Annotated in this window: 21 protein-coding genes and 1 tRNA gene; 8 read left to right on the forward strand and 14 right to left on the reverse strand. The window is 63.3% G+C overall.

The features are described from left to right. Positions 1-102: 102 nt before the first annotated feature. From lnt (HNQ39_RS23410) to HNQ39_RS23435, 6 genes are all read right to left on the reverse strand, one after another. Positions 103-1,713 carry an apolipoprotein N-acyltransferase gene (gene lnt, locus HNQ39_RS23410; RefSeq protein WP_184202687.1) on the reverse strand — a complete coding sequence of 537 codons (1,611 nt, stop codon included), beginning with the start codon at positions 1,711-1,713 and terminating at the stop codon, positions 103-105. Beyond that, complete coding sequence (lnt, locus tag HNQ39_RS23415; RefSeq protein ID WP_184202689.1) at positions 1,710-3,008, reverse strand: apolipoprotein N-acyltransferase; 1,299 nt, start codon at positions 3,006-3,008, stop codon at positions 1,710-1,712. Before lnt (HNQ39_RS23415) ends, lnt (HNQ39_RS23410) begins: the two co-directional genes overlap by 4 nt. A gap of 16 nt (positions 3,009-3,024) precedes the next feature. Next, on the reverse strand, positions 3,025-3,879 hold the full coding sequence (locus tag HNQ39_RS23420; RefSeq protein ID WP_184202691.1) for a hydroxymethylglutaryl-CoA lyase: 855 nt from the start codon (positions 3,877-3,879) through the stop codon (positions 3,025-3,027). 17 nt (positions 3,880-3,896) lie between these two features. Continuing rightward, positions 3,897-4,256, reverse strand: coding sequence for a hypothetical protein (locus tag HNQ39_RS23425; protein ID WP_184202693.1), 360 nt, complete (start codon positions 4,254-4,256; stop codon positions 3,897-3,899). Between the two features lie 92 nt (positions 4,257-4,348). Continuing rightward, entirely contained in the window at positions 4,349-4,840 is a 492-nt protein-coding gene (locus HNQ39_RS23430; protein WP_184202695.1) for a hypothetical protein, read from the reverse strand. Further along, positions 4,837-7,461, reverse strand: a complete 2,625-nt coding sequence (locus tag HNQ39_RS23435) for an ATP-binding protein (RefSeq protein WP_184202697.1) — start codon at positions 7,459-7,461, stop codon at positions 4,837-4,839. Before HNQ39_RS23435 ends, HNQ39_RS23430 begins: the two co-directional genes overlap by 4 nt. A gap of 63 nt (positions 7,462-7,524) precedes the next feature. On the opposite strand from HNQ39_RS23435, the gene HNQ39_RS23440 reads away from it, so the two are divergent. Both HNQ39_RS23440 and HNQ39_RS23445 read left to right on the forward strand, forming a co-directional pair. Further along, positions 7,525-7,596: transfer RNA gene (locus tag HNQ39_RS23440), tRNA-Thr, on the forward strand. A 248-nt stretch (positions 7,597-7,844) separates the two neighbouring features. Continuing rightward, positions 7,845-8,426 (forward strand): DUF421 domain-containing protein, encoded by a 582-nt coding sequence (locus tag HNQ39_RS23445; RefSeq protein WP_221290276.1) that lies wholly within the window; start codon positions 7,845-7,847, stop codon positions 8,424-8,426. On the opposite strand, the gene HNQ39_RS23450 is transcribed toward HNQ39_RS23445, so the two are convergent. Then, the gene (locus HNQ39_RS23450) at positions 8,409-9,254 is read right to left on the reverse strand and encodes a hypothetical protein (RefSeq protein ID WP_184202699.1); all 846 of its coding nucleotides are present in this window, start codon (positions 9,252-9,254) and stop codon (positions 8,409-8,411) included. The genes HNQ39_RS23445 and HNQ39_RS23450 overlap by 18 nt on opposite strands. A gap of 77 nt (positions 9,255-9,331) precedes the next feature. Continuing rightward, complete coding sequence (locus HNQ39_RS23455; RefSeq protein ID WP_184202701.1) at positions 9,332-10,012, reverse strand: DUF4397 domain-containing protein; 681 nt, start codon at positions 10,010-10,012, stop codon at positions 9,332-9,334. Positions 10,013-10,180: 168 nt separating this feature from the next. Between HNQ39_RS23455 and HNQ39_RS23460 the strand changes: the two genes are divergently transcribed. Next, complete coding sequence (locus HNQ39_RS23460) at positions 10,181-11,161, forward strand: glycosyltransferase family 4 protein (protein ID WP_184202703.1); 981 nt, start codon at positions 10,181-10,183, stop codon at positions 11,159-11,161. Between the two features lie 70 nt (positions 11,162-11,231). Beyond that, on the forward strand, positions 11,232-12,473 hold the full coding sequence (locus HNQ39_RS23465) for an anhydro-N-acetylmuramic acid kinase (RefSeq protein WP_221290277.1): 1,242 nt from the start codon (positions 11,232-11,234) through the stop codon (positions 12,471-12,473). Here the strand turns inward: HNQ39_RS23465 and HNQ39_RS23470 are convergent. Then, positions 12,470-14,305, reverse strand: a complete 1,836-nt coding sequence (locus tag HNQ39_RS23470) for a sulfatase-like hydrolase/transferase (RefSeq protein ID WP_184202705.1) — start codon at positions 14,303-14,305, stop codon at positions 12,470-12,472. The two genes, HNQ39_RS23465 and HNQ39_RS23470, sit on opposite strands and share 4 nt — an antisense overlap. An 85-nt stretch (positions 14,306-14,390) precedes the next feature. On the opposite strand from HNQ39_RS23470, the gene HNQ39_RS23475 reads away from it, so the two are divergent. Then, positions 14,391-16,376 (forward strand): carboxypeptidase-like regulatory domain-containing protein, encoded by a 1,986-nt coding sequence (locus tag HNQ39_RS23475; RefSeq protein ID WP_184202707.1) that lies wholly within the window; start codon positions 14,391-14,393, stop codon positions 16,374-16,376. Here the strand turns inward: HNQ39_RS23475 and HNQ39_RS23480 are convergent. Genes HNQ39_RS23480 through HNQ39_RS23490 form a run of 3 tightly spaced genes read right to left on the reverse strand, consistent with a single transcriptional unit; the run spans position 16,335 to position 18,357 of the window. Beyond that, entirely contained in the window at positions 16,335-16,940 is a 606-nt protein-coding gene (locus HNQ39_RS23480; RefSeq protein WP_184202709.1) for a methyltransferase domain-containing protein, read from the reverse strand. The two genes, HNQ39_RS23475 and HNQ39_RS23480, sit on opposite strands and share 42 nt — an antisense overlap. Before the next feature lie 24 nt (positions 16,941-16,964). Then, the gene (locus HNQ39_RS23485; RefSeq protein WP_184202711.1) at positions 16,965-17,579 is read right to left on the reverse strand and encodes an NADPH-dependent F420 reductase; all 615 of its coding nucleotides are present in this window, start codon (positions 17,577-17,579) and stop codon (positions 16,965-16,967) included. Positions 17,580-17,586: 7 nt separating this feature from the next. Continuing rightward, positions 17,587-18,357: a type 1 glutamine amidotransferase domain-containing protein gene (locus tag HNQ39_RS23490; RefSeq protein WP_184202713.1), complete on the reverse strand. Its 771-nt coding sequence runs from the start codon at positions 18,355-18,357 to the stop codon at positions 17,587-17,589. A 159-nt stretch (positions 18,358-18,516) separates the two neighbouring features. Here HNQ39_RS23490 and HNQ39_RS23495 point away from each other — a divergent pair, with 159 nt between their 5' ends. Beyond that, positions 18,517-18,810, forward strand: a complete 294-nt coding sequence (locus tag HNQ39_RS23495) for a winged helix-turn-helix transcriptional regulator (protein WP_281380348.1) — start codon at positions 18,517-18,519, stop codon at positions 18,808-18,810. Positions 18,811-18,820: 10 nt separating this feature from the next. On the opposite strand, the gene HNQ39_RS23500 is transcribed toward HNQ39_RS23495, so the two are convergent. Continuing rightward, positions 18,821-19,726: a stalk domain-containing protein gene (locus HNQ39_RS23500; protein WP_184202715.1), complete on the reverse strand. Its 906-nt coding sequence runs from the start codon at positions 19,724-19,726 to the stop codon at positions 18,821-18,823. 78 nt (positions 19,727-19,804) lie between these two features. On the opposite strand from HNQ39_RS23500, the gene HNQ39_RS23505 reads away from it, so the two are divergent. Both HNQ39_RS23505 and HNQ39_RS23510 read left to right on the forward strand, forming a co-directional pair. Next, positions 19,805-20,689 carry an NAD(P)-dependent oxidoreductase gene (locus HNQ39_RS23505; protein WP_184202717.1) on the forward strand — a complete coding sequence of 295 codons (885 nt, stop codon included), beginning with the start codon at positions 19,805-19,807 and terminating at the stop codon, positions 20,687-20,689. After that, entirely contained in the window at positions 20,686-21,987 is a 1,302-nt protein-coding gene (locus HNQ39_RS23510) for a Trx7/PDZ domain-containing (seleno)protein (RefSeq protein WP_184202719.1), read from the forward strand. The genes HNQ39_RS23505 and HNQ39_RS23510 overlap by 4 nt, the downstream gene beginning before the upstream one ends. Here the strand turns inward: HNQ39_RS23510 and HNQ39_RS23515 are convergent. Beyond that, positions 21,962-22,915, reverse strand: a complete 954-nt coding sequence (locus HNQ39_RS23515; RefSeq protein ID WP_184202721.1) for a phosphotransferase — start codon at positions 22,913-22,915, stop codon at positions 21,962-21,964. The two genes, HNQ39_RS23510 and HNQ39_RS23515, sit on opposite strands and share 26 nt — an antisense overlap. Positions 22,916-22,937: the final 22 nt, after the last annotated feature.

Here is a 22,937-nt window from a genome sequence, read left to right on the forward strand (position 1 = left end):
TGATGCTCGGTCTATGAGAAAGTGGGAACTCTTGAGGCTTCTGCGGTGTCCGCTTTTAATAAAAAGCTCCGGCCTTCAGGCCGGAGTATTTTACTGCCCGCCTCATTGCCCGCCCGTCGATCCCCGCCGCCGCCCCACCACAACGAGTGCTACAGCGCTCCCAGCCGCGCAGAGATAGGCCACTAGATCGCCGATCTGGCTCGCAAGGCTCCGTTCCGTCAGGGGGAGAACGCCTCCCGTGACCGCTCCGGTCTGGCCCAGATCCAGCGAGGCGATGACTTTCCCCTCGGGGCTGATGATCGCCGAGACCCCCGTGGCGGCGGCGCGGACGATATAGCGGCGGTTCTCCACAGCACGGGTAATCACGATACCAAGATGCTGGTAGGGGCCGGCGGTCTTACCAAACGACGAGTCCGAGGTGGGCTGAACCAGAAGCTCCGCGCCCTGCTGCACCTCCTGGCGCGCCACCCACGGCAGCACGGACTCGTAGCAGATGATCGTCCCCACTTTCGTGCCATTTGCCAGCGTAAAGACTGCGGGCTTGCTTCCCGGCACGTGGTTCCACTCCGGGGTCGCGCCAAAGCGGGCATAGATCGGGCCCAGGACCTCGTAGAGCGGAAAGAACTCGCCACCGGGGACGAGCACTTGCTTGTCGTAGCGGCCTCCTGTGCTCCCATCGGGCCGCAGGTGCCAGACCGTGTTGGTGTGGGGCCGCGCCTCACCCGAGCCAATCAGCAGGTCTGCTTTCGTCCGAATCGCCAGCTCCGAGAGGTACTTACTGCGCCACTCCGCCCCGATCAGTGGTCCTGCGGCAGCTTCCGGCCAGACGATAAGCTGTGCTTTTGCCCGCTCCGTCAGCGGTGCGTAGTCTGGGACGCCGTCGGATGCCTCCCGCCCTCCCTGAAGTGCTGCCACAGCTATAGTATTACTGGCTTGAGCTTTATGTGCGCTGAAGTCTTGCAGGTCAAACTTGACCGCTGTAAAAAATCCCCAGATCCCGATGCTAACAAAAATAATGCCTGCAAAATAGACAGGCTCCTTTGATCGGGACTGCCATGCCTCGGCGAGTTCACCATTGACCAGTGCGATGGCAAACGAGAGCAGCCACTGTCCGCCGATACTGACGAACTGGAGCCAATACAGGCCGCTACCATGCGCTTGGCTCACAGCCAGGATCATCCACGGGAAGTTCAGGGTTCCGAGACTCCGAACGAGCTCAAAGGTCACCCAGCCCGCCGCGAAGGCAGCGGGGCGGATTGGGGCGGGGAGCTTGGGAAGCGCCCAGCCCGCGAGCGCCGCAAAGATCGCGAAGAAGCTGCCCTGAATCGCCGCGAGGCCGATCCAGGGGAAGAGCTTGTCGGCGGGGGTGGTGCCGTTGAGCTCGGAGATCCAGTAGACGCCGGTGAGAAAGATCGTGAAGCCGAGCCAGAAGCCTAAGCCTCCCCGGTTGGAGCGGGGGGGCTGGAGAGCCTGCGGCTGGAAAGGGCGTGCCGCCCATAAAAATCCCCATGGCCGGAACGGCCTTTGTGTCGGAGCCTGCGACGACAGCAAGACGCCCCCGTTCATGGGGGCGATCAAAGGAGTGGTCAGCGCCCGGTAGAACGGAACCAGCGCCACCCAGGCGAGGGGCCAGAGGTTTGCATTGGGGAAGGCCAGCACCAGCAAGACGCCGGAGAGGGGAGCACTCAGCCAGCTCCAGTTACGCGGTTTCACTCGGGAAGTATAGCACGGACCGAGAGAATCCCTGGCGTCCCTGGTGCAAGTGCCGCCACGACCTTGCCATCGGAGCGGATCAGGGTCGTGAGTCCCGTGGTCGCAACCTGCGCCACGGGACGCTGGTTCTCCATGGCGCGCAGGATCGCCTGGTCCCGGTGCTGGGCGAGCTCGGCGCTCTGGCCAAAGCTCTGATCCGACGTCAGAAACAGCAAGAGCTGGGCGCCTGCCTTGGTGCTCTGCGAGGCCACCCAAGGAAAGGCACTCTCAAAGCAGATTCCCACGCCGATCCGCTGGCCCGACGGAAGCGTGAAGACTCCAGGGGCCGTGCCGTGACGAAAGCTCTCGTGGTGGATACCAAATGCGGCGTAGACCCCCGGAATCCAGCGCTGGAAGGGGTAGACCTCGCCAAAGGGTGCCAGGCGACGCTTGGCGTAGCGCCCGAGCTCACGGCCCTCGCCGTCGATCAGGAGCGCGAGGTTGGTGGGGCGCTGGTCAGGGCCGTCTTCGTAGAGCCCGACCAAGAGGGGGATGCCCAGCTCCCGAGCCAAGGCGCAGAGGCGAGTCGTTCCGAGCTCGGTTGCCGCGCCCTCGGGCCAGACGATCAAGTCGGGGTGGCTCCGTGCCGCTTTTCGGGAGAGAGCGAGGTAGGTCTCGTAGGCGTTAGAGTCGGCGCGCCCGGCCTGGATCAGCGCGAGGTGGAGAAAGCGCTGGCGGTGCGGGGTGGGGCGGGGAATCAGCGCGAGGGCGATAGGGATCAGGAGCACGAGGGCAAAGCGGCCCCGGCGCTGGAGAGCTCCCTCCGCCAGTGTCGCGGAGGTGAAGGCGATCAGAAAACCGAGGCATGGTGCGCCAAGCCAGGTGACCGACGTCGCCAGAGGGATTGCGCTCGGGGCAGCGTGGGCGCTGGCAAGCGTGAACCAGGGAACCGCGTAGGTGCCCAGGCCACGGAGCCACTCAAACAGCGCCCAGAGGAGGGCAAAGACAAGCGGCCGTAGCGCGGGGAGGCAGCGTGGCAGGCTGAGGCCATTGACGAGCCCGTAGAGCGCAAAGAGGGCACCCGGAAAGAGCGGGAGCAGGAGCCAGAGCGGGACGGCCAAGACACGCACCCACTCGGCCCCCAGCAGAAATAGCGCGACTCCAAAGAGATACCCCGCCAGCGTTGCGGAGCGGCGCGTGGAGGAGAGCGTGTAGAGCAATCCGGGCGCGACCCAGGCAAGCGGCCAGAGGCTTAGGGGGGGAAACGCGAGCGCCAGTAGTATCCCTGCCAGGAGCGCCAGCCCGGTGGCTTTCATACCCGTGCCCGTCGGGTCACCGGGTCAGCTCCTGCCGAAGCCAGGCCCCGACCGCTGCCAACCTCACGGGATCAACCCCCGTCGCGATCCCCTGGCCCTCCAGAAAAGCCACGAGGCGCTCGGTGGCGAGGTTCCCCGCAGCCCCCGGTGCAAAGGGGCAACCCCCGAGCCCGCCCACCGCACTATCGAAGCAGCGTAGCCCATAGTCCAGCCCCAGCGCGACTCCCGTCAGTGCCTCCCCGCTAGTATCATGGAAGTGCCCCGCCAGCCGTGCGGGCGCAACAACCTTCGTGACTGCTTCCAGTAGCGCGGCAAAGTCCGCACGGGTTGCGCGTCCCAGTGTCTCTCCCAAGGCGAGCTCATCGGCAGCTGCCAGCCGCTCGGCGACACGGACGACGGCTTCGGGGGCGATATTGCCCTCATACGGGCAGTGGGTGACGGTCGAGAGATAGACCCGGACCCGGAGGCCCGCTGCCTGAATCTCGGGGATTAGTGCCGTAAACTCCGCCAAGGCCTCCGCGACACTCCGCCCCGTGTTCTTTTGCGAAAAACTCTCTGAGGCCGCCGTAAACAGGCTCACGGTCTGGACGGCGGTCTTGTCCAGTCGCTCCCAGCCCTTGCGATTGGGGATCAACACATGGCGCTGGATGCCCGGAACGGCCTGCACCCCCGCGATCACGGCCTCACTGTCCGCCATCGCCGGGACGAGCCTAGGGTGCACCAGCGCGCCCACCTCGATCTCCTGCAACCCTACATCGGCGAGGCGCTCGATCAGCGCGACCTTGGTGGCGGTGGGGAGGAGGATCGGCTCATTTTGTAGTCCATCCCGTGGGCCAACCTCGACCACTCGAACCGTATCGGCGATGTCCATAGGGCTATTCTACCCGCTCAGCCCTCGATCACCCGAAAGTCTCGCAGGCGCTGGAGTGTCTCGGCGACGATCTCAATCAGCCGAATCAACCGCTCTTGCTCGGTCACGACCCCGTAGGTATCACAGGTCAGCAACCCTGGCCCCAGCTCCAGCACAAAGCGCTCCGAGAGCAGCGCCTCCCGGTAGCCAGGAAGCGCCAGCAAGCTCTCCGCCACGAGTGCATGGCTCGTCGCCAGCTCTGTCCCTTGATTCGTCCGCTCCAGACGAAAGGCGAACGGCTTCCGCAAAACACACGCCGCCCCCACCCGCGTCATCGGAATCAGGCTCGTCGGCTCCACCTCAACACGGAGTGTCCACGGAGGCACAGAGACTAACACATGCTCATTAACAAAGAAATCGCCGGGCTGATACTGCCCGGCGAAGTGTTCCGCGGTTCGTTGCCAAACGAGTATTCGAGACACACGAAGCCTTACTTGATGACTTGAAAAGTTACTGCTCCCTGGAAGTCATCATGATCTTGTCCCTGAGGGCTTTCGCAGGCAAAAATAAATGTATACCCACGTGATTCACTTACGTTGATATCACTGAAATCAAAATCAACTGTGGCTTCGATTGATCTTTTTTCTTTTTTTGTTATGTTGAATTCCCATTTGAATGATTTATCGAAATATGAAGATTTAATGGTTTTTGCGTTGCTGTTATCTATATTTGTCACAAAAAGTAGTGTTTTATGTTGTACTAAATCCGGGTCTATGTCTTTTTCGAAGTTCATTTTTAACGTTATTTTTGTTTTTCCTGATGGTTTTATCTTTATTTTTGAGGCAAATGGATGCCTTGTGAAGAGGCCTCCGCCATCAGGATTGACATCGTCTCCTCCCACAATAATAGTAATGGGGAGATGGGGGCCGCCATGAAGGCGAAACTCATTGGTAGAGTCTTGTTTGCGTTGTTGTTCTGTCATAATAGATACTCCTTGAAATGCTTCACTAAGCCCTGGAGAGGTAGTAAAGTGCCTTCAACCACATTTACATGGTAGTGTTCCGCTAAATTTTGTTGTACGGACTCTTGGATGCGATTATAACGATCATCCTCTGATAGTGCAATAGGAGTGTTTTGTTGACTGCGGATCGTCTCGAGCTTTCCGATACAGCGTGCTAAGGTAGCTGATGGTGCTTGGATCTGGTTCAAACAAAAAAGAAGATAGAGAAGGTTTGTGACCATTCCAAGGCCCGTCTCTCCCTCAATATCGATTCTTAACTCTAGTGCCTGGCAAAGAAGTGCAAGTGCTTCGGAAGAACGTCCACACTCCAGAGCTATTATGCCTAGATTATTTAGGGTATAGAGTTCGGTTAATCCATCTTTTAGCTGGTGGCTGAGTACAAGATTCTCGCGCAGGATGGCTTCGGCATCATCAAGATGCCCCGCACGCATCTGTACAGTGCCCAAGTTGAACAGTATGCTAACTAGACGCTGAGGGTGAGGATGAAGTCTGTAGTAAGAGAGGCTCTGCTCCAGATAGAGATGTGCTTTGTCGTAGTCGTGCTCATCACTGGCAAGCGTTCCTAGGTTTCCTTGCATCACAGCCACTTCTGCCGCGTCTTTCTCCGCCGCAAAAAGTTCCAGAGCTTGCTCCATATCTGCTTTAGCCTCTGGTAGACGGTGTAGGTTCATGGCGAGAGAGCCGCGTGAGCGTAAGGCATGTGCACGTAGCAGTGGTGGTGCATCTGGGAAGGCGGTGAGAAGCTCCGTGAGGCGGTTGTGGCCCTCGACCAGATACTCGCGGATAAGCCAGAACCAGAGAATAGACTTTGCAAGACGCAGGGAAAGCTCGCCATTTTGGGGTTTTGCCAAGGCGGCCCGCAGATTCGGATGCTCTGTCTCTAGCCTATCTAGCCAGGCTTTCTGCTCAGGGCCGCGGAGATGGGGCTCGGCTTCTTCGGCGAGGGCGGTGAAGTGCTCTAGGTGGCGCAGGCGGAACGTGGAGAGCTCGTCGGCTTCTTGGAGCTTCTCTAGACCGTACTCGCGGACGGTCTCTAGGATGCGGTAGCGCTCATCAGAATCACTGTCACGTAGCAAGAGAGACTTGCGGACGAGGCCAAAGAGAGCATCGAGGACAGCATAATCGGGGAGGGTATCGTCGGAGCAGACCGCCTCAAGCGACTCCAGCGTAAAGCCACCCGCAAAGACCGAGAGCCGCCGCCAGAGGATGCGCTCCTCGTCGGTGAGGAGGTTGTGGCTCCAGTCGAGAGCGCCGCGGAGGGTCTGCTGGCGGGGGAGGGCGGTGCGGCTGCCCCGTGTGAGAAACCTGAAGCGGTCCTCCAAGCGCTTCTCGATCTGCTCTAGCGAGAGCGCGCTCATCCACGCTGCTGCCAGCTCCAGCGCGAGGGGGATGCCGTCTAAGCGGCGGCAGATTCGGGCGACACTGGCACCGTTGGCGGTGGTCAGGCGGAAGTTCGGGGACGTGGCCGTCGCCCGCTCCACAAAGAGCTGAATCGCTTCATAGCGTAGCAGTCGAGCGGGCTGGGTGAGTGTCTCGGGGGGGAGGGCAAGGCCGGGCAGGGGCCAGGCGACCTCGCCAAAGAGCTCCAGTGCCTCGCGGCTGGTGGCCAGAACCGTGACCGCGGGACAGTGGGCCAGTACCTGCTCCGTGAAGCGCGTGGCGGCGGCGACGACGTGCTCACAGTTGTCTAGGATCAGCAGGAGCTTACGCGGAGCCAGGTGGGCAAGGAGTGTCTCCAGCAGGTCTGCCCTCGCATCCTCCCGCACCCGAAGCGCCGCCGCGACCGCACGGGGAAGCAGGGCCTCATCTGCGACAGGGGCGAGGTCCACAAACCAGACCCCACCCGGGTACTCCATCAGGAGCTCATCCCCCACGCGGAGCGAGAGGCGTGTCTTGCCATTTCCACCTGCGCCAAGCACCGTCAGGAGGCGGGTTTGGGATAAGAGCCGCTCGACCTCCGCGCATTCTTTTTCACGCCCAATAAAGGTGGTCAGCGTCCGTGGCAAGTTATGAGGAGGCAGTGAGGCACTCGCAAGGGGAGGGAAGTCGGTGGGAAGGCCTTGTGCGACAAATTGATAGAGGCGCTCAGGGCGCTCCAGGCTACGAAGCTGCTGTGTGCCGAGGTCTTTGAGCTGCGTGGCTGCGGCAGGCTCCGCTTCCTCGATGAGCCGAGCGGTCGTCTCGGTGAGGACAAGCTGCATCCCATGACTGAGCTCCAGAACCCGCGCCGCCCGGCTGAGCGCCAGCCCAAAGTAGTCGCCGTCTCGGTACTGCGCCTCGCCCGTGCTGAGAACCGTGCGGATGGCAAACGCCTCGCCAAACTCCTGGAAGAGCGCCTGCTGAAGCGCGACTGCCATGTCCCGCGCTGCAAGCGCCGTGGGAAAGGCGATAAAGAAGCCATCGCCCCGTGCCTTGAAGACATCCCCTTGATAGCGTGCGCTGAGCTCGTGGACACGGGCATCGTGCCAGGCAAGACGCTCACGCATGAGTGCCCCATTCTCCTGCCAGAGGCGAGTGCTCCCCACAATATCGGTACACAAAAATGTCACCGTGACAAGTTTGGGATCAAGCTCTCGGGCCATGAGGCTAGTATAGCGGGAAATGGCCTTGCAGGCATAATACCCCTATGATAAAATTTGACTCGCGCCGACATGGCTCAGCGGTAGAGCAGCTGTTTCGTAAACAGCAGGTCACCGGTTCGAATCCGGTTGTCGGCTTATCTACGAAGGGGGGGATTCTGCCCCAGAATCGCCCCCTTCGTTCGTTTTTGACAGTATCTTGCATGGCAGTAGCAGCACCGCTTTCGATGTCTGAAATGAGGTGTGCGTACCGATCCATCGTTTAAAGCAGTAGGCTAATGGCGGATCCATGCCGGTTGTGAACACCAGGCCCCACTCGTTCCCCCAAGTCTTGCCGGTAGATCAGGCACTCGCCATTGCGGAACAAAATTGGGCATACTCTGCCCATGGGTACTCTATGGATGCATCCGTGGGAGCTGGAGCCTTTGCTCCTCCCGCATATCTCTTGGCTGGAAAAAGTGGTTCGGCCGCTTGTGGTCTATGGGTTTCTTCTGGTGGCGTTTCGTTTCTCGGGTAAGCGTGAGCTGGGCCAGGCCACTCTCTTTGATTTCCTAATCCTGCTGCTGATCTCCAATGTGGTGCAGAACGCGATGATCGGTGATGACAACTCCATTGGGGGCTCGTTTGCAGGGGTGGCGGTGCTGCTGACTCTCTCGTGGGGGCTCAATAAAATCACGGCGCGCTCGCCGCTGCTCCGCAAGATTCTGGAGGGCTCCCCGACTCTCTTGGTCCACAATGGCCAGGTCCTCGACAAGGCCATGCGCAAGGAGAGTGTGGCCATCAACGACCTGCTCACGGCGTTTCGGGAGCAGGGGATCGCCTCCGTCTCCGAGGTACGCTACGCGGTACTGGAGCTCGATGGCAAGATTAGCATCATCCGCAACGATGCCCCCGTTCCCATGAGCCGTGAGGACTGCGTGGTCGAAGAGATTCGGGTGCAGGCAGCGGGACTAGAGCCGACGGCTTAGGCGTAGCCCCAGGGTGAGTGCGGAGCCCGCATCAATGGTCTGCACTCCGCGGCCCGAGCGGTCATCGAGCTGGAACTGACGGCCAAACTGCCAGCCGAGAATCAGCGCGGCCGTGGTGTTTCGGTGGGTATAGCCCGCCTCGAAGCCACTGGTAAAGCTGGTCTCGCGCACCACTCCGTCGCGCACCGCCGCTTGGTCGGAGAGGCGCCAGGCGCGGCGCACGTCGAAGCTGGTGACACTGGCGAGGCTCCAGGTGCGGCTAAGAGTCTTGGTGGCACGGAGCTCCTGGCCCTGGAAGAGTACCCGTAGGTCTTGACGGGCTTGCCAGTCGAGGCCAATGGCGGGGATGACGAGAAAGTCGGTGTCCGCCACTTGGGAACGTAGCGCGACGCCATAGGTCCAGGTGAGGCCGGGGCGGGCCACGTGGCGCTCCCCAAGGATCACTCCCCCGGCGATACCTCGGGAGAAGTCTCCTCGCGCCGAGGCGGAACTGTCCACGCTGAGGCCCACCACGCGTGAGCGGGTCTTGCTGCGCGGCGTGAGAAATGTCGCGCCGAGCCGAACCTGTGTGGCATCCTCAAAAGGGTTTGCTGCTCGCGCGAAGTCGAAGGTGCTCCGGTCCACCCGCAGGGTGAGGTTCTGGGTCTGCTTGAGGCCCGGCTTGAGCCAGACCGCATCGAGTGTGGTGCGGTTTACCGAGGCACGGCGATCCAGCCCCGCGAGCTCGGCACTCGCTGTCTGCTGGTGGCGCAGGCCGACGGTCAGGGTGGGCTTGGGGATAAAGAGGGCCGCGTTGGCGCGCTGTGGTTGGAGAAATGACGGGTCCATCGTAAAAAAATCCCCTGATCGGCTAAGACCAGGGGGAGTTGTCTTATCAAAGTGAAGAGCAAATCAAGGAAAAGTGACTAGTTGTCCGCCAGGACGATCGCGGTGAGCGCTTGGTCGACGCTGGGATCGCCCACAGCGACGGCGGTGCGAATCTGACCCGCGGCGAGGCTGAGTGTCCCGCTATCGATGGCGACGGTCTTAGTCCCGGCGGGGGTGATCCGCACCCGGTAGTTCCCAGCGGGCACGGAGAGATAGGGGGAGACTCCCTTGAAGGGGATATTGGTCAGAGTCGGAGGGACGACACTCAGGACGGCATCGGGGACGGTGACATAGATATCGACATTGCCCGCACCCGGAGCGGAGTGCACCAGCCGTAGCTTGACATTGCCTGCCGCAGGTGCCGTGTTGTTGTCCGAGAGAACCAGCGGCTCGATACCGGCCAAGCGCCCGACCGCCAGAACCGTGGTGTCTTTCCCGGTCTCGATGGGGACATTGGCATTGATGACCGACGAGGTCGTCCCGGCGGCATTGACCTTGATATTGCGAGTCCCGGAAAGTAGCGCGAGGTACGGCGACGACGCCTTATAGGGGACACTGGCGAGCTCCCGGTTGTTGTCTACCAAGACATCTACCAGGGGGGCATTGGGCGAGGTGTGAACCACACGGAGCCGCCCAACAGGAACATTGGAGCTCGAGCCACAGCCCGTGAGCGCAAGCCCGAGAACCAGCAAGCCAAGTTTTGTTGTGAGAGAGCGCATTGAGTGCATCTTCCTTTCCTGATAGTTTAATCGCAATATTTTAATCGCGAAAATTGTATCACGAATCGAAACGCATTTCCCGAGATGCAGTTCCCAAAAACGAAGAATTTTTTGGGAGGCATGCCCCTTCCTGGCGTTTGGGACTCGGAGAGCCATAATAGCGGTAGTATGCGTCTTGCCTTTGCGATTCCCTGGCGTGATCTGGGAAGCTGGCTCTTTGAGCACCTGCCTACGGAGCACACCGGAGAGCTGCTCTTTGCCGCCCCGGAGCCCCACCCTGATCGCTCACCGCGTGCCAGCAAGCTCCCGCCCTATCTTGCCGAGTTCTTCTGCCTGCTCGGGCGAGGCTACCGGCTCGCGCACTACGACACGGTCTTCACCTGGGAGCTGCGCTGCGCCCTGGCGACACTTCTCCTGCGACGTCTCCAGCGGGCGAAAACGCCCGTGATCGTGGTAGGGCCGATCCTCAAGGGGGGCGTGCGAAAGTTGCTCCCGCTCCTCCGGCCTCTCCTCGCCGATGCCGCGAAGATTGTCTGTTTCTCCTCGGCGGAGCGCGACGACTACGCGGCGCTCTTGCGGCTCACGGCGGAGCGCTTTGTCTTTCTGCCGACCCCGTGGGCCGCGCCCGACGATGTTCCCGCTCCCACAGATGGCGGTTTTGCGCTCGCGCTGGGGCAGTCAAACCGGGACTATGCGACTCTCTTTCGTGCTGTGGCGGGGCTGGCGCTGCCCGTGACCGTGGTCGCTGCCGATGAGACGCCGTTTGGGGGAGAGGTGCCGCCGCCCAATGTCACCGTGCGCTTCAACACCGACCACAACACCACCAACGCCCTGATCGCCTCGGCGCGCCTGCACGTCATCCCGCTCCATCCCACCGGGTTCTCGTCGGGGCAGACCGTCTTGCTCCGCGCGATGGCGGCCCAGAAGCCCTGCATTGTCAGCCGTGTGGCGGGGGTGACGGACTATATAGACGAGAACCAGACCGCGGTGCTCGTCCCGGCGCACGACGAGCAAGCGCTTCGGGCGGCTCTCACGGCACTCTGGGACGACCCTGTGGAGCGCGAGCGGCTAGGGAAAAACGCCGCCGAGGTGGTTGCCGAGCGCTTCGGGTTCGCGGGATTTCTCAAACACCTGCTAGAATTGAGCTAGTCGCCCCGGAGAACGAGTCTCCGGGCTTACGAGGGCGACGGCTGCCTGCGCAGCCAGGAAGAGGAGTCTGTTGCGACCTGCTGCGTTTTTTGCGGACTATGCCGCCAAGCCGGAGCGCCTGCTGATCGGGCTGATGAGTGGCACGAGTGTCGACAGTGTCGATGTCGCGCTGGTGAAGCTCGCTGGCAGTGGGCGTGTCACGGAGGCGGAGCTGCTGAAGGCTCTGGACTTCCCGATCCCTGAGGCACTTCGTAGTCGCATTCTCGCCCTGAGCCATGGTGAAGGCAACGCCGAAGAGGTCTCCCAGGTCTCGGTGGCGGTGGCCGAGCTCTTTGCCGAGGCGGTCCGCGCGCTAGGTGCAGGGAAAGTCGATGCTATCGCCAGCCACGGTCAGACCATCTCCCACACGCCGCCCCCCCCGCCCCCACATGTGGGGGAGCTTGGGGGCGGCGCGACCCTCCAGATCGGCAGTGCGGCGGTCCTGGCGCAGCGGCTTGGTGTCCCCGTGGTCTCGGACTTTCGGAGCGCGGATGTGGCGGTGGGGGGGCAGGGCGCGCCGCTGATTCCTTATGTCGACTGGTGCCTGCTCACGCACCCCACCAAGGCGCGCGCGATCCAGAATATTGGGGGCATTGGCAACGTAACCTTCCTGCCGCCCAACGCCACCCCCGACCAGGTTGTCGGCTTTGACACCGGGCCGGGAAACATGCTCATGGACCGGGCCGCGCAGTGGGCGAGCAACGGCGATCTGCGCTGCGACACCGACGGCAAGCTCGCGCTTAGTGTGGAAGAGCCGGACTACGAGCTTCTGGAGTGGCTCCTGGAGCACCCGTTTCTGGCGCAAAAGCCACCCAAGTCCGCCGGGCGGGAGGAGTTTGGTGAGAGTTTCTACAAGGAAGTGTGCCGCCGTGCACAGCTCTCACCAACATCGCTGGAGCAGCAGGTACTACGGCGCTACCTGCCCTTTTCCCGAGGCACAGAGCTCATCCCCGAGAAGCTGGTGGCTACCCTGACCTGGTTTACGGCGCTCTCGATTGTCGATGCCTACGAGCGCTACCTGCCGCAGCTCCCCGATGAAGTGATTGTCGGCGGGGGCGGGGCGCGCAACCCGGCGCTGATGCAGTTCCTCCGCACCAAGCTCTCCCCGGTCCCGGTCTTGACCCATGCGGAGCTTGGAATGGACGGCGACTCGAAGGAGGCGCTGGCGTTCTGTGTGCTCGCCAATGAGACCCTTCTCGGCAACCCGGCGAACCTGCCGAGTGTCACGGGCGCGGCACGGCGGGTGACACTCGGCTCGGTGACCTTTCCCTAGGGCAGGTTCCCGCTGTAGAGCCGGACGCGGGTGATGGTCCCGACAAAGCTGGGGAGGTCTTTATCCGCCACCTTGGAGCCCGCATCGCCCCCGATCTCCATGGGGTTGGTAGGATCGCTGGTGATAAAGCGGTGGAGCGGCCCCGCCGCCACTTCCTTGCCATCCACCGTGAGCGTGAGCCGCTGGTCCGGGGTGATGCGTGCCAGCAGAACCACGGAGCGCCCGACAAGGCTCTCTTTCCCCACAATCTGCGAGCGCTTGCCCTCCGATGTGACCGTGAAGACAGGGACGCCTCTCTGGACATGGAGGCAGTAGCCAAAGCGCTCGCCGCCCCGCGCCAGGATCACACCGTCGGGCTTCTCCGCCGTGACGGTCGCCTCGATTGCCCAGGCACCGACATTGGGCCGGAGCGCGGGCGTGCTGGGGATGCTGATGAGCTTGGTGCCATCGAACTTCTGCGCGTCTTTCCAGTCCAGCACCCAGGCATTGCGTGGCGCGACAAGTCCGGGGGCTGCCGTGGCGGCAGCCGCTCTGGGCTTGTCGGCGAAGGGGGGAATCTCAAAGCCAATCGCCTTGCGCTGGCGCTCGAACTCCTGCTCCAGGGCCAGGCGAAGCCCTGCGGCACCGGGGTCGCGCGCGAGGTTCTTGGTCTCGTAGGGGTCGGCCTTGAGATCGAAGACCTCGGTCCACTCCGGGTGCTCGGGGAACTGGATCAGCTTGGCGGACTCGGTGCGGACGGCTTGGGTGGTGGGAGCGGAGAAGCCCTGCTCGAAGAAGTAGGTGTAGAAAAACGCCTTGCGCCAGTCGGGCGGGGTCTTGCCCATCAGGAGGGGGACCAGGCTGCGCCCGTGCATCTCCTTGGGGACGGGCACTCCCGCCAGCTCCAGCACGGTCGGGGCGATATCGACATTCAGCGCGAGCTGGTCGAGCTTCTGTGTCTTCTGGAGCCGCTTGGGAAGACGCACGAGCAGAGGAATCCTTAGGCTCTCGTCGTAGGCCGTGCGCTTGTCCCCGAGGCTATGCTCGCCCAGATAGAAGCCATTGTCCGACGCGAAGATCACCACGGTATTGTCATCGACCGCCGCCAAGAGCCGCCCGACACAGTCGTCCATGGCGCTGATGCAGCGGAAATAGCCCCGGTTGAGCGCCGTGGACGGGGTTGGGGTGGCACTGGGCCGGCGCTCTGCGGCGTAGATGGGGGCCAGCCCGAGGTTCGGGACGGGGCGTGCGCTGTCGCTGGCGTAGTCGTTGGCGTGGCGCTCAGGCGGGGAGAAGGGGCCATGTGCGGTCTTGAACCCTAGGATCAGAAAGAACGGCTTGCCCGCGCTCTCCTTCACAAACTGCAGCGCAAAGTCGGTCGAGACATCGTCGATCCAGCCTTTGGTGGGGGTGTCCTTGCCATCGACCACAAATGGGCAGTCGTCGTACTTGCCCTGCCCGATAAAGCTGGCCGCGAAGTCGAAGCCGGGGCGCTCGCGCTGGCTGCCCATGTGCCACTTCCCGACATAGCCCGTTCGGTAGCCCGCCGACCGGAGGAGCGTCCCCACGGTCACGTTCTGTGCGGAGAAGGGCGTGTGGTTGTTGACAATCCCATTGGTGTGGCCGTACTGGCCCGTCAGCAGGGTCGCGCGGCTGGGAGCGCAGAGTGAGTTGACCACAAAGGCATTGCGAAAGCGCGTCCCCTCCGCAGCCAGCTTGTCTAAGTTCGGGGTCTTGAGCCAAGGGAAGCGCCCGCTGGCACCCTGCTCGCGCTGCACCACACTCAGTGCGTCCCAGCGCTGGTCATCGGTGTAGAGCACGATAATATTGGGTTTATTGGAGGATTGTTTCATGGCTGATTCTACACCAAAAGACCATTTTGAAGATGGGCTGAACAATCAAGTGTCCAAAAGGAACTAAGAGACGAGGAGGAGTGCAATGCAAGCAACCAGACAGCGACAACCCACGCAGGCTCTGCCGAGGATCATCTCAGGGAGCGTGTGCGACCCCCAAGGCAAGCCCGTGCCGACCGCGCGCGTCTTTGTCCAGTATGGGACTACCTACCAGGGCTACAGCGGACCCGGCGGGGAGCGCGGTGTCGGGGATGTGGTCGAGGTGCATCCAGACCCCCAGGGCCACTTTCGCTTCACCGAGCTCCCCGCCACCTACGACACGATCACGGTCTTCGCCCAGCGCCCCGGCGGCCCTCTGATAACCCTGGAGCGCGGCGGCTTGCGCTTTGGAGGCACACCCGAGTCCCCGTTTGACGCACCCTTCGACCTCGTTCTCCCCGATTCTGGTGCGACCCTCACCGCGACTTTCTTGACGCCCGAGGGCAAGCCCTCAGCAGGGCGCTCCGTTGTGCTGGGGATCGGGATGCCCGCGCTGTTCTACCCCGGGCAGGGCAATCAGCGTGTATGGAAGAAGGAGCCGCAGCTGACCCTGCTCCGCCTCCTCCAGCCCACGCAGACAACGGACTCCCAGGGGCGGGTGCGCTTTACAGGGCTGCTACCAAACAACTACACCCTAGGGGAGAAGATCGACTCGGGGTTCCCAGGCGTCCTTGCCCGGGGGATTCTCGTGCCGGAGAATCAGGAGACGCGTGTGGTCTTTCGGCTTCCGAAAACGCCGCAGTGGGGAGCCGACTATCTCGCGGAGCTGGGGCGCGGCTGGGCGTTTCGCCTGGGGAATGCGGTAGGCAGCGGTATGTCCGGGGCAGGCAGCGGAGGGTTTCAACTTCCCCCGCAGGCACGGGGTGTGGTGACGATCTGGAATCGGGGAGATTCCGAGCTGGAACCCGTCGGATGGCGACAGCAGGCGACGGTCTTGGTATCGTCGCTGGTGCCTCTGGAGGGAGTCGCACGCTTCTCCCGTGTCTGGCATGGGCCGGGGCAAGTCCGTGTGAAGGTGGTCGATGCGCAAGGGAAGCCCCGCGCGGGGGTGACCGTGACGATGGCCCCCCGCGGGACGGCCACAAGCAACGCCGACGGCGAGGCGCTCTTTACGGAGGTGCCGGAGGGGCGCTACAACATCGTGTCCGGAGGCGCACTTGGGGCATCGCGAGCTGCTCAGTCGGTCACCGTCAGCGCGGGCGAGCGTACGGAGTGCCGGCTGGTCCTCGATCCCAAGAAAGTCCCGCAGCTGGGGCCGTCGCCGGAGCAGCGGAAGCAACTGGAAGAGTGGGGGAAAGCGCCAAAACGCACCGTGACCCTGCGCTGCGAGACCCTAGACGGGAGGCCGCTGGGTGGGGTTGCGGTGGGGGTGCGAGGCTTTCCACGTTTTTCTTCCTTGCGGTCGGATGCACGGGGGCAGCTACCCGTTGCCTCGCTACGCGCGGATCAACCCGTGACCGTAGAGCTCTGGTGCCAAGGCTGGGAAGGGGAGCTCACGCTTCCGCCTGGGGTGACAGAGGCGAGAGCGGTCTTGAAGCCGAGGGCATTTCTCACCGGCCAGGTGACTCTCGCCGGCAAGCCCCTGAGCCGCTGGCCCGCGGGACAGGTGGTGGTTCGTGCCGTGGCGGAGACGCCGAGCCAGGGAGTATTGGTCCCAGGATTAACCCAAGAGGCCACTCCCCAAGCCGATGGCCGCTTTGCCTTCGATCTAGCCCCCGGAACCTACAAGCTCCAGGCAACCGTGGACAACCTCTGGAAGACCCCCGAGCGCACGGTGCGCTGGGACGGAAAATCGGCCCCTCTTACCCTCGATATCCCGATGCCAGGCCTGCCCATGACCGTGGCCGTTCGTGACAAGGCAGGCAAGGCTCTGCCCTCGGTTCGGCTGGAGCCCGCTCCCCCAGAGGTCGAGTTCCGCACGGATGAGGCGGGGCAGGTGACCCTTGCCGGGCTTGTCGCGGGGCGGCATACGCTCAAGGTGGTCGGGCGCTCAGAGACCGTGACGGTGACTGTCCCCCCGGCGCTGAAGTAGGCGCAGCACCTCGCGGCCCTCGCGACCGGGAAACGCGACCGTGGGCGTCTCGGAGCGCAGGAGGGTGAAGTGCTCCGCAAAGCGCGTGTCGAGCTCGTCGAGCGTCGCGTTGAACGGCGGGCCAAGGCTCGGGTCGGGATCGTCGCGCGGGTTGAGGTAGAAGATCCCCAGCAGCAGGCCGCCGGGCTTGAGCGCCCCCGCCACTGCCTGCACGTAGTCGTCGCGGCGCTCCCGGGGGATGGCGCAGTAGCACGTGTGCTCGTAGACTGCATCGAAGGCACCGTGGTACTCGCTCGGGAGGGCGAAGAGGTCCCCGACCACAAAGTGCGTGTTGGGAAACGTCTCGACTCCCGCAAACGCGCTGGGCGCGAGGTCCAGCCCGATCACGTCGTCCGCGCCCGCCGCCGCGATCGCCCGCACATCGTGGCCGCGCCCACAGCCGGGGACGAGGACCCGGCCCTGGAGAGGGGCTTGGGCGAGAAATTCCACTAGGGCAGGGGCAGGGGCGCCCTTGTCCCACTGCGTCTCGCCCGCTTGGTAGAGAGCTTCCCAGTCGGTTGTCATGCCCCCAGGATACCCGAGCCGCGCCTACCGCCGCACGAGGCGAAAGGCGAAGTCCCGCCCAAGCCCCTGCTGGTAGGCGAGGGAGATCCAGAGCAGGGCAAAGGGCTCCAGGAGGCGTGCTTGGGTGAGCGGGCCGGCGTCCTGTGGCTCAAAGCCCAGCGCCTGTGCCAGCGCGTGGGCGACCGCCTTGGCCTCGGAATCGTCGCCGCAGTAGAGCATGGTCGCGGCACCGTCAGGGTAGTGCGGGTTGGCCATGTTGTCAAAGCCGGTGGTATTGAAGATCTTCACCACACGCGCCCCGGCCGCCCACTGCGCCACCAGCTCGCCGCCGGAGGTCTCGTGTCCGTGGGTGAGACCCGCGAGCTGGGGCTTGAGCGGGTTGGTGGCATCCAGCACGAGCTTACCGGAGAGTGGGCCTAGCGATCCAATCGCCGCTTCGGTAGCGGGCCAGGGGGTCGCCAGAAGGATCACATCGGCCTGCGCGGCGGCCTCGGCGGGTGTTGCGCGGGGCGCAGGGAGCGCCTGGTACTTCTCGCTCTCCGGTTCCCGGACACCAAAGATAACGTCGTAGCCCGCGTCTACCCAGCCCCCGCCCAGAGTCGCCCCGACACTGCCGGCACCAATGACTGCAATCTTCATCTTCTTCTTACTCCCCTAGCGCTGCGATAATCGCCCGCGCTGTCTCCGCCCCCGAGAAGTTCTGCTGGCCCGTGATCAGGTTGCCATCGCGCACCGCAAACCCACGCCAGAGCCCGGCTTGAATGTAGTTGGCCCCGAGTGCCTTGAGCTCGTCCTCGATCCGCCAGGGCATCAGGTGCGTCCCGTGCGGCAGAACTCCGTAGCTCCAGACCGCATTGTCGGCGAAGTCCTCCTCCACGTTGGCAAAGCCGGTGACGGTCTTCCCCTTGACCAGATACTCTCCCGAGGCGAGCTTGGCGTAGCGCAGGATAGCCGTGCCATGGCACAGCGCGCAGGCGAGCTTTCCGGCCTCGTAAAACGCGACAAACTTCTCGTGGAGCGCGGTCGCACTCTCAAAGTTCACCATCGGTGCCTGCCCACCGGCGACCACGATTGCGTCGAAGTCGGCGACCGTGAGCGCACTGACCGGCTTGGTGTCCTCAACCAAGGCGGCGAGGCTTGGGGTGGCGATAAAGCCCATGCTGATCAAGTCGCTGGACGAGTAGCCGCTCGGGTCACGCGGATCGCTCATGGCATCGGGGACGCACGGGCCGCCGCTTGGGCTGAAGATCTCGACCGCGTAGCCCTTCTCGGTGAGCTCGTAGTAGGGGTGGGTGAGCTCCGCCCACCAGAAACCGACGGGGCCGCCGGTGGTGGGGGAGACAGCGGGGTTGGCGATAACAAGGGCGACACGCTTGCGGCGCGTCGGGGTGACAGTGTTGGGGTCTTTAAGGCTCATGGGGTTTACTCCTTGGGTTTTGTGATACCCTCCTACAATCGAAACCCGCAAGTACGCACTTTTTAGGAAGGTAGTACCCAAATAGAAACTAATAGTCCCAAGAACTCAGGCTGTCGTGAGCGTATCCACGGCTGTCCGGTTGAGACCAGCCTGGAGCTCCTGAGCGGCAAGTGGAAGCCACGCCTGCTCTGGAAGCTCTACCAGCAAGGGGTGGTGCGCTTTGGGGAGCTGCGCAAGCAGCTCCCTGAGATCACGCCCAAGATGCTCACCCAGCAGCTCCGCGAGCTGGAGAGCGATGGGCTAATTACCCGCACGGTCTACGCCGAGGTGCCGCCGAAGGTCGAGTACCGGCTGAGTGAGCTGGGGAGCACGCTCGGTCCGGTCCTCGACCAGCTCGCGGTCTGGGGAGTGGCGCACCACGAGGCGATCGTGCGCCAGCTTGCCCAGCCCTGAGTGGGGGGGCTCAGGGGCGACTGGGCGCGATGGTGATGGTCCGTGTCTCCGCGTTCCAGGTCGCGGTCTGGTCTGAGGCCAGCTCGATAAACTCCAGAGGCACGAAGAGCGTGCCGCCTCGCACTTCGGTGGGGCTCTCCAGGCGAATCCGCTGCCCGTTTTTCTCGACCCAGCGGCTCCCGACCGCATTGCTGAGCTTTTTGTCCGGCACGGTCAGGGTGTTCTGTGTGGCATCGTAGCGGTAGCTGAAGCGCGCGACCCGTGAGAGCTGCTCCAGCGGTACCAGGACATCGTCGCCGCGCATGTACGGCCGCGCCGCGCCAAAGGGCTCGTCGCGGCCACTCACCCGCAGGGCGATCCGGTCTTGGCCTTGGCCTCGGTCTTGTCCTTGACCCCGATCTTGGCCTCGGTCTCGGTTCTGGTCGTTGCTCCGGTCGCGCTCCCGGTTGCGTGCGACCGGCGGACGGTTCGAGCCGGAGGCGGCGTTGGTCGTGATGCTGACTTGCTGCCGGGGCTCGTCCCAGTCCACGCTGGCCCCGAGCGCCTCCCCGATAAAGCGCAGAGGAACCATCGTGCTCCCGCCAATTCGCATCGCGGGGACGCGCAGGGCCACGCTCTGGCCGTTGACCATCGCGGTATTGCTCCCGAGCGTCAGCTGGATATCGCGCTGGCCCATGTGTGCTTTGACAGTCTGGGTCGCCTCGTTCCAGCTAATGTCCGCTCCGATCTCCTCAAGGACGCCACGCAGAGGAACCAGTATCCGGCCATCGCGGCGCTGCGGGTGCGTGTCTGCGAAAGCGACCGAGTTCCCATTGACCCGCACCGAGATCTCTTGGGCCCGTGCTGATGCCTGAAGGAGGGGAATCATCCCCAGTGTTGCGATAGCAAGTGCTATCGATGTTTTTCGTCGTGTCATTGTAGTCTCCTTGGCACTACGTATGGTCGGGAGGAGTGCAAGGTTCCTTAGGAAATGCGAGTGTGCTATCCTGAGCCCATGAGCGATCCACAAAAGCGAGTCGGGCTGATCGGGCTGGGCCTGGTGGGCTCGGCGCTGGCGGAGCGGTTTCTGGCGCACGGCTACCAGGTGGTTGGCTACGATCTCGACACCGAAAAGCGCAAGGCACTGGTCGAGCGGGGCGGCATTGGAGCGGGGAGCCCCGCGGCAGTCACGGAGCGGGTGGAGCGGCTCGTGCTCTCACTTCCCACAACCGAGGTGGTTTTAGACGTCCTAGGCGGAGCTTCCGGGATTCTCGCCGCGAGTTCGCTGCCCACAACTATCCTGGACACCACCACAGGCGACCCGAGCGAGACCGAGGCACTGGCGGCGGCACTGGCCACGCGGGGAATTGCCTACATGGACACGGCGATCTCCGGCTCCAGCAAACAGGTGCGTGGCGGCGAGGCGACCCTCCTCGTGGGGGGCACTCCCGCCGCCTACGCCGCCAGCGCCGACCTCCTTGCCTGTGTCACCGACCGTGTTTTCCACCTTGGTTCCGCCGGGAGTGGGAGCCGTGCGAAGCTGGCAACCAACCTGATTCTGGGACTCAACCGCGCCGCCCTCGCCGAGGGGCTGGTCTTTGCGGAGGCACTGGGGCTGGATCTCGCGGTATTTCTTGACGTGCTCAAAAACTCTCCGGCGTACTCCGTGGCGGTGGACATAAAAGGAGAAAAGATGCGCACGGGCGAATTTACCCCTGAGTCGAGGGTCCTACAGCACAAAAAAGATGTGGGGCTGATCCTGGCCGCCGCCCATGCTACGGGGCAGGAGCTACCCCTGAGCCAGGTGCACCACACACTCCTTACCGAGGCTGTGGAGGCAGGGGAGGGCGAGCTCGACAATGCGGTTATCATTGAGGCAATTCGGAGGAAACGACGATGAAAAAGCAAGCGATTTTGACACTGGCACTTCTCGGCATGCTCGTCGCGGGCGCGGCACTCCCCCAGCAGAAAGTGGACCGGGAGACAAAGGTCCGCGACGATAAGAAAAAGCTGGAGGCGAGCGGCTACTGGCACTACAACGACCTTCCCGCCGCGTTTGCGGAGGCGAGGGCCACGGGCAAGCCCATTGTCGTGGTGCTACGCTGCATCCCCTGCGAGGAGTGCGTGAAGCTCGACGACGACGTGATCGAGGCGAATGCGCAGATGAAGGCGCTCCTGGATAAGTTTGTGCGGGTGCGGCAGATCTCCACCAATGGCCTGGATCTCTCCCTCTTCCAGTACGACACCGATCAGAGCTTTGCGGTCTTTCTGCTCAACGCCGATGGGACGATCTACGGGCGCTACGGGACACGCTCGCACCGCACGGAGTGGCAGGGCGATGTCTCGGTGGAGGGGATGGCCAAGGCGCTCGAAGGGGCGCTGGCGCTCCACAAAGACTACCCGAAGAACAAGGCCAAGCTTGCCGCCAAACGCGGCCCCGCCCCGGAGTTTGCCAAGCCCGAGCTGTTTCCGTCGCTGCGGGCCAAGTACACGCCGTTCCTCAACTACGAAGGGAAGGTAGTGCCGAGCTGTATCCACTGCCACCAGATTAGCGATGCCCAGAAGGAGCTCGCGATCCAGCGCCACCAGCTCACCGACTCCGTGCTCTACCCCTACCCGCACCCCAAGTCCTTCGGCCTGATCCTCGACCCCAAAGAGCGCCCCACCGTGCTCAAGACCGCTCCCGGCAGCGATGCCCAAAAGGCGGGGCTCCTGCCCGGGGATGTGATTGCCACGCTCGACGGCCAGCCGCTGCTCTCCCTGGCAGACATGCAGTGGGTTCTCAATACCACGCCTGCCAGCGGGGCGAGCCTGACATTGGGGATCGTGCGGGCGGGCAAGCCCAAGACATTGACCCTGACCCTCCCCGATGGCTGGCGCAAGCGCGACGATATCTCGTGGCGGGTGAGTACCTGGGGGCTACGCCGGGCCGCGCTCGGCGGGATGAAGCTCGATCCCAACCCGGGAGGCCAGGGCCTGCTGGTGGCCAATGTTGGGCAGTACGCGCCGCACGACCTCGCCAAGAAAGCCGGCGTGCTCAAGGGGGATATCTTGGTGGGCTTCGATACCTTCACCAACCCCACCCGCGAGGTCGAGCTGATCGCCCACGCCCTCCAGGTCAAGCGTCCCGGCGACACGGTTCCCCTGACCCTGCTCCGCAACGGCCAGACCGTCAAGACCAGCTTTGTGCTGCCGTAACCCGCGCGAGCTGGAAGCTCCAGAGCCAGCGCATCGTCTCGACGGTCTCTGGCTTGGAGCACCACTCTAGCGGGACATGAAGGCACTGCTCCACGGAGAGCTTCCAGTCCGACTGGGCTAGCTCCCAGGAGTAGTCGGGCTGGGCGAAGGTGTCGAACCAGCGCCGCAGGACCGCGTCCTCATGGGCCGCGCGGGCGTCCTCAGGCCACCAGAGGATGAGAAAGTACGCCAGATCGTAGGCCGCGACTCCGTAGGTCAGCGACCAGTCAAAGGGCTGCCGGTCGAGAAAATAAACGGGCGACTCGGCAGCTTTTGGCGTGAGGATATTGGTGGAGTTGAGGTCGCCGTGGAGCAGGCTCATCCCGACCGGGTGACTCCAGCGCGCACGGAGGGCGGCTTCATGGGCACCAAAGCGCTCGGCAAAGGCGCGACCCGTTGCCTGCTCCAAGGGGACGACTCCCGGACGAATCTCCGCAAAGTAGCGCTCCCAGGTCGCGTTATCGGGGATAGGCTGCGCGCCCGTGTGGTGCCGGTGCAGCCGCCCCAGCGCCTCGGCGACGGCGAGGCCATATTCAAGCGTGGGAGGCGCATCGCGGCGGTTGTGGTGGGTCTCGGAGAGATCGTCGAGCAGGAGATGGTAGCCCACCGCCGGGTCGAACTGGGCATCGTAGCAGCGCACCAGAGGCGGGTCGGGGAGGGTGCGGTAGTCCTGGGTGTAGAACGCCACCTCGGAGGGCCCAAATGTCTCCCCCAGGCAGAGCTTGAGACGAAGCGATTTTTGCTCACCACTAGCGAGCGTGACGGTCAGTGGCACCTGGCTCGACCAGTTGCTCGACTCGGTTCGGGCGACAAAATCCACCACGGGCTCGTTGAGCACGGCGCTGAGCCAGCCAAGCGAGAGCTCGTCCGCACTTGTTATGACACGCAACTTCTCTTCTCCTTGGGGTTAC

The sequence above is a fragment of the Armatimonas rosea genome (genome assembly GCF_014202505.1).
GTDB classification, from domain to species: domain Bacteria; phylum Armatimonadota; class Armatimonadia; order Armatimonadales; family Armatimonadaceae; genus Armatimonas; species Armatimonas rosea.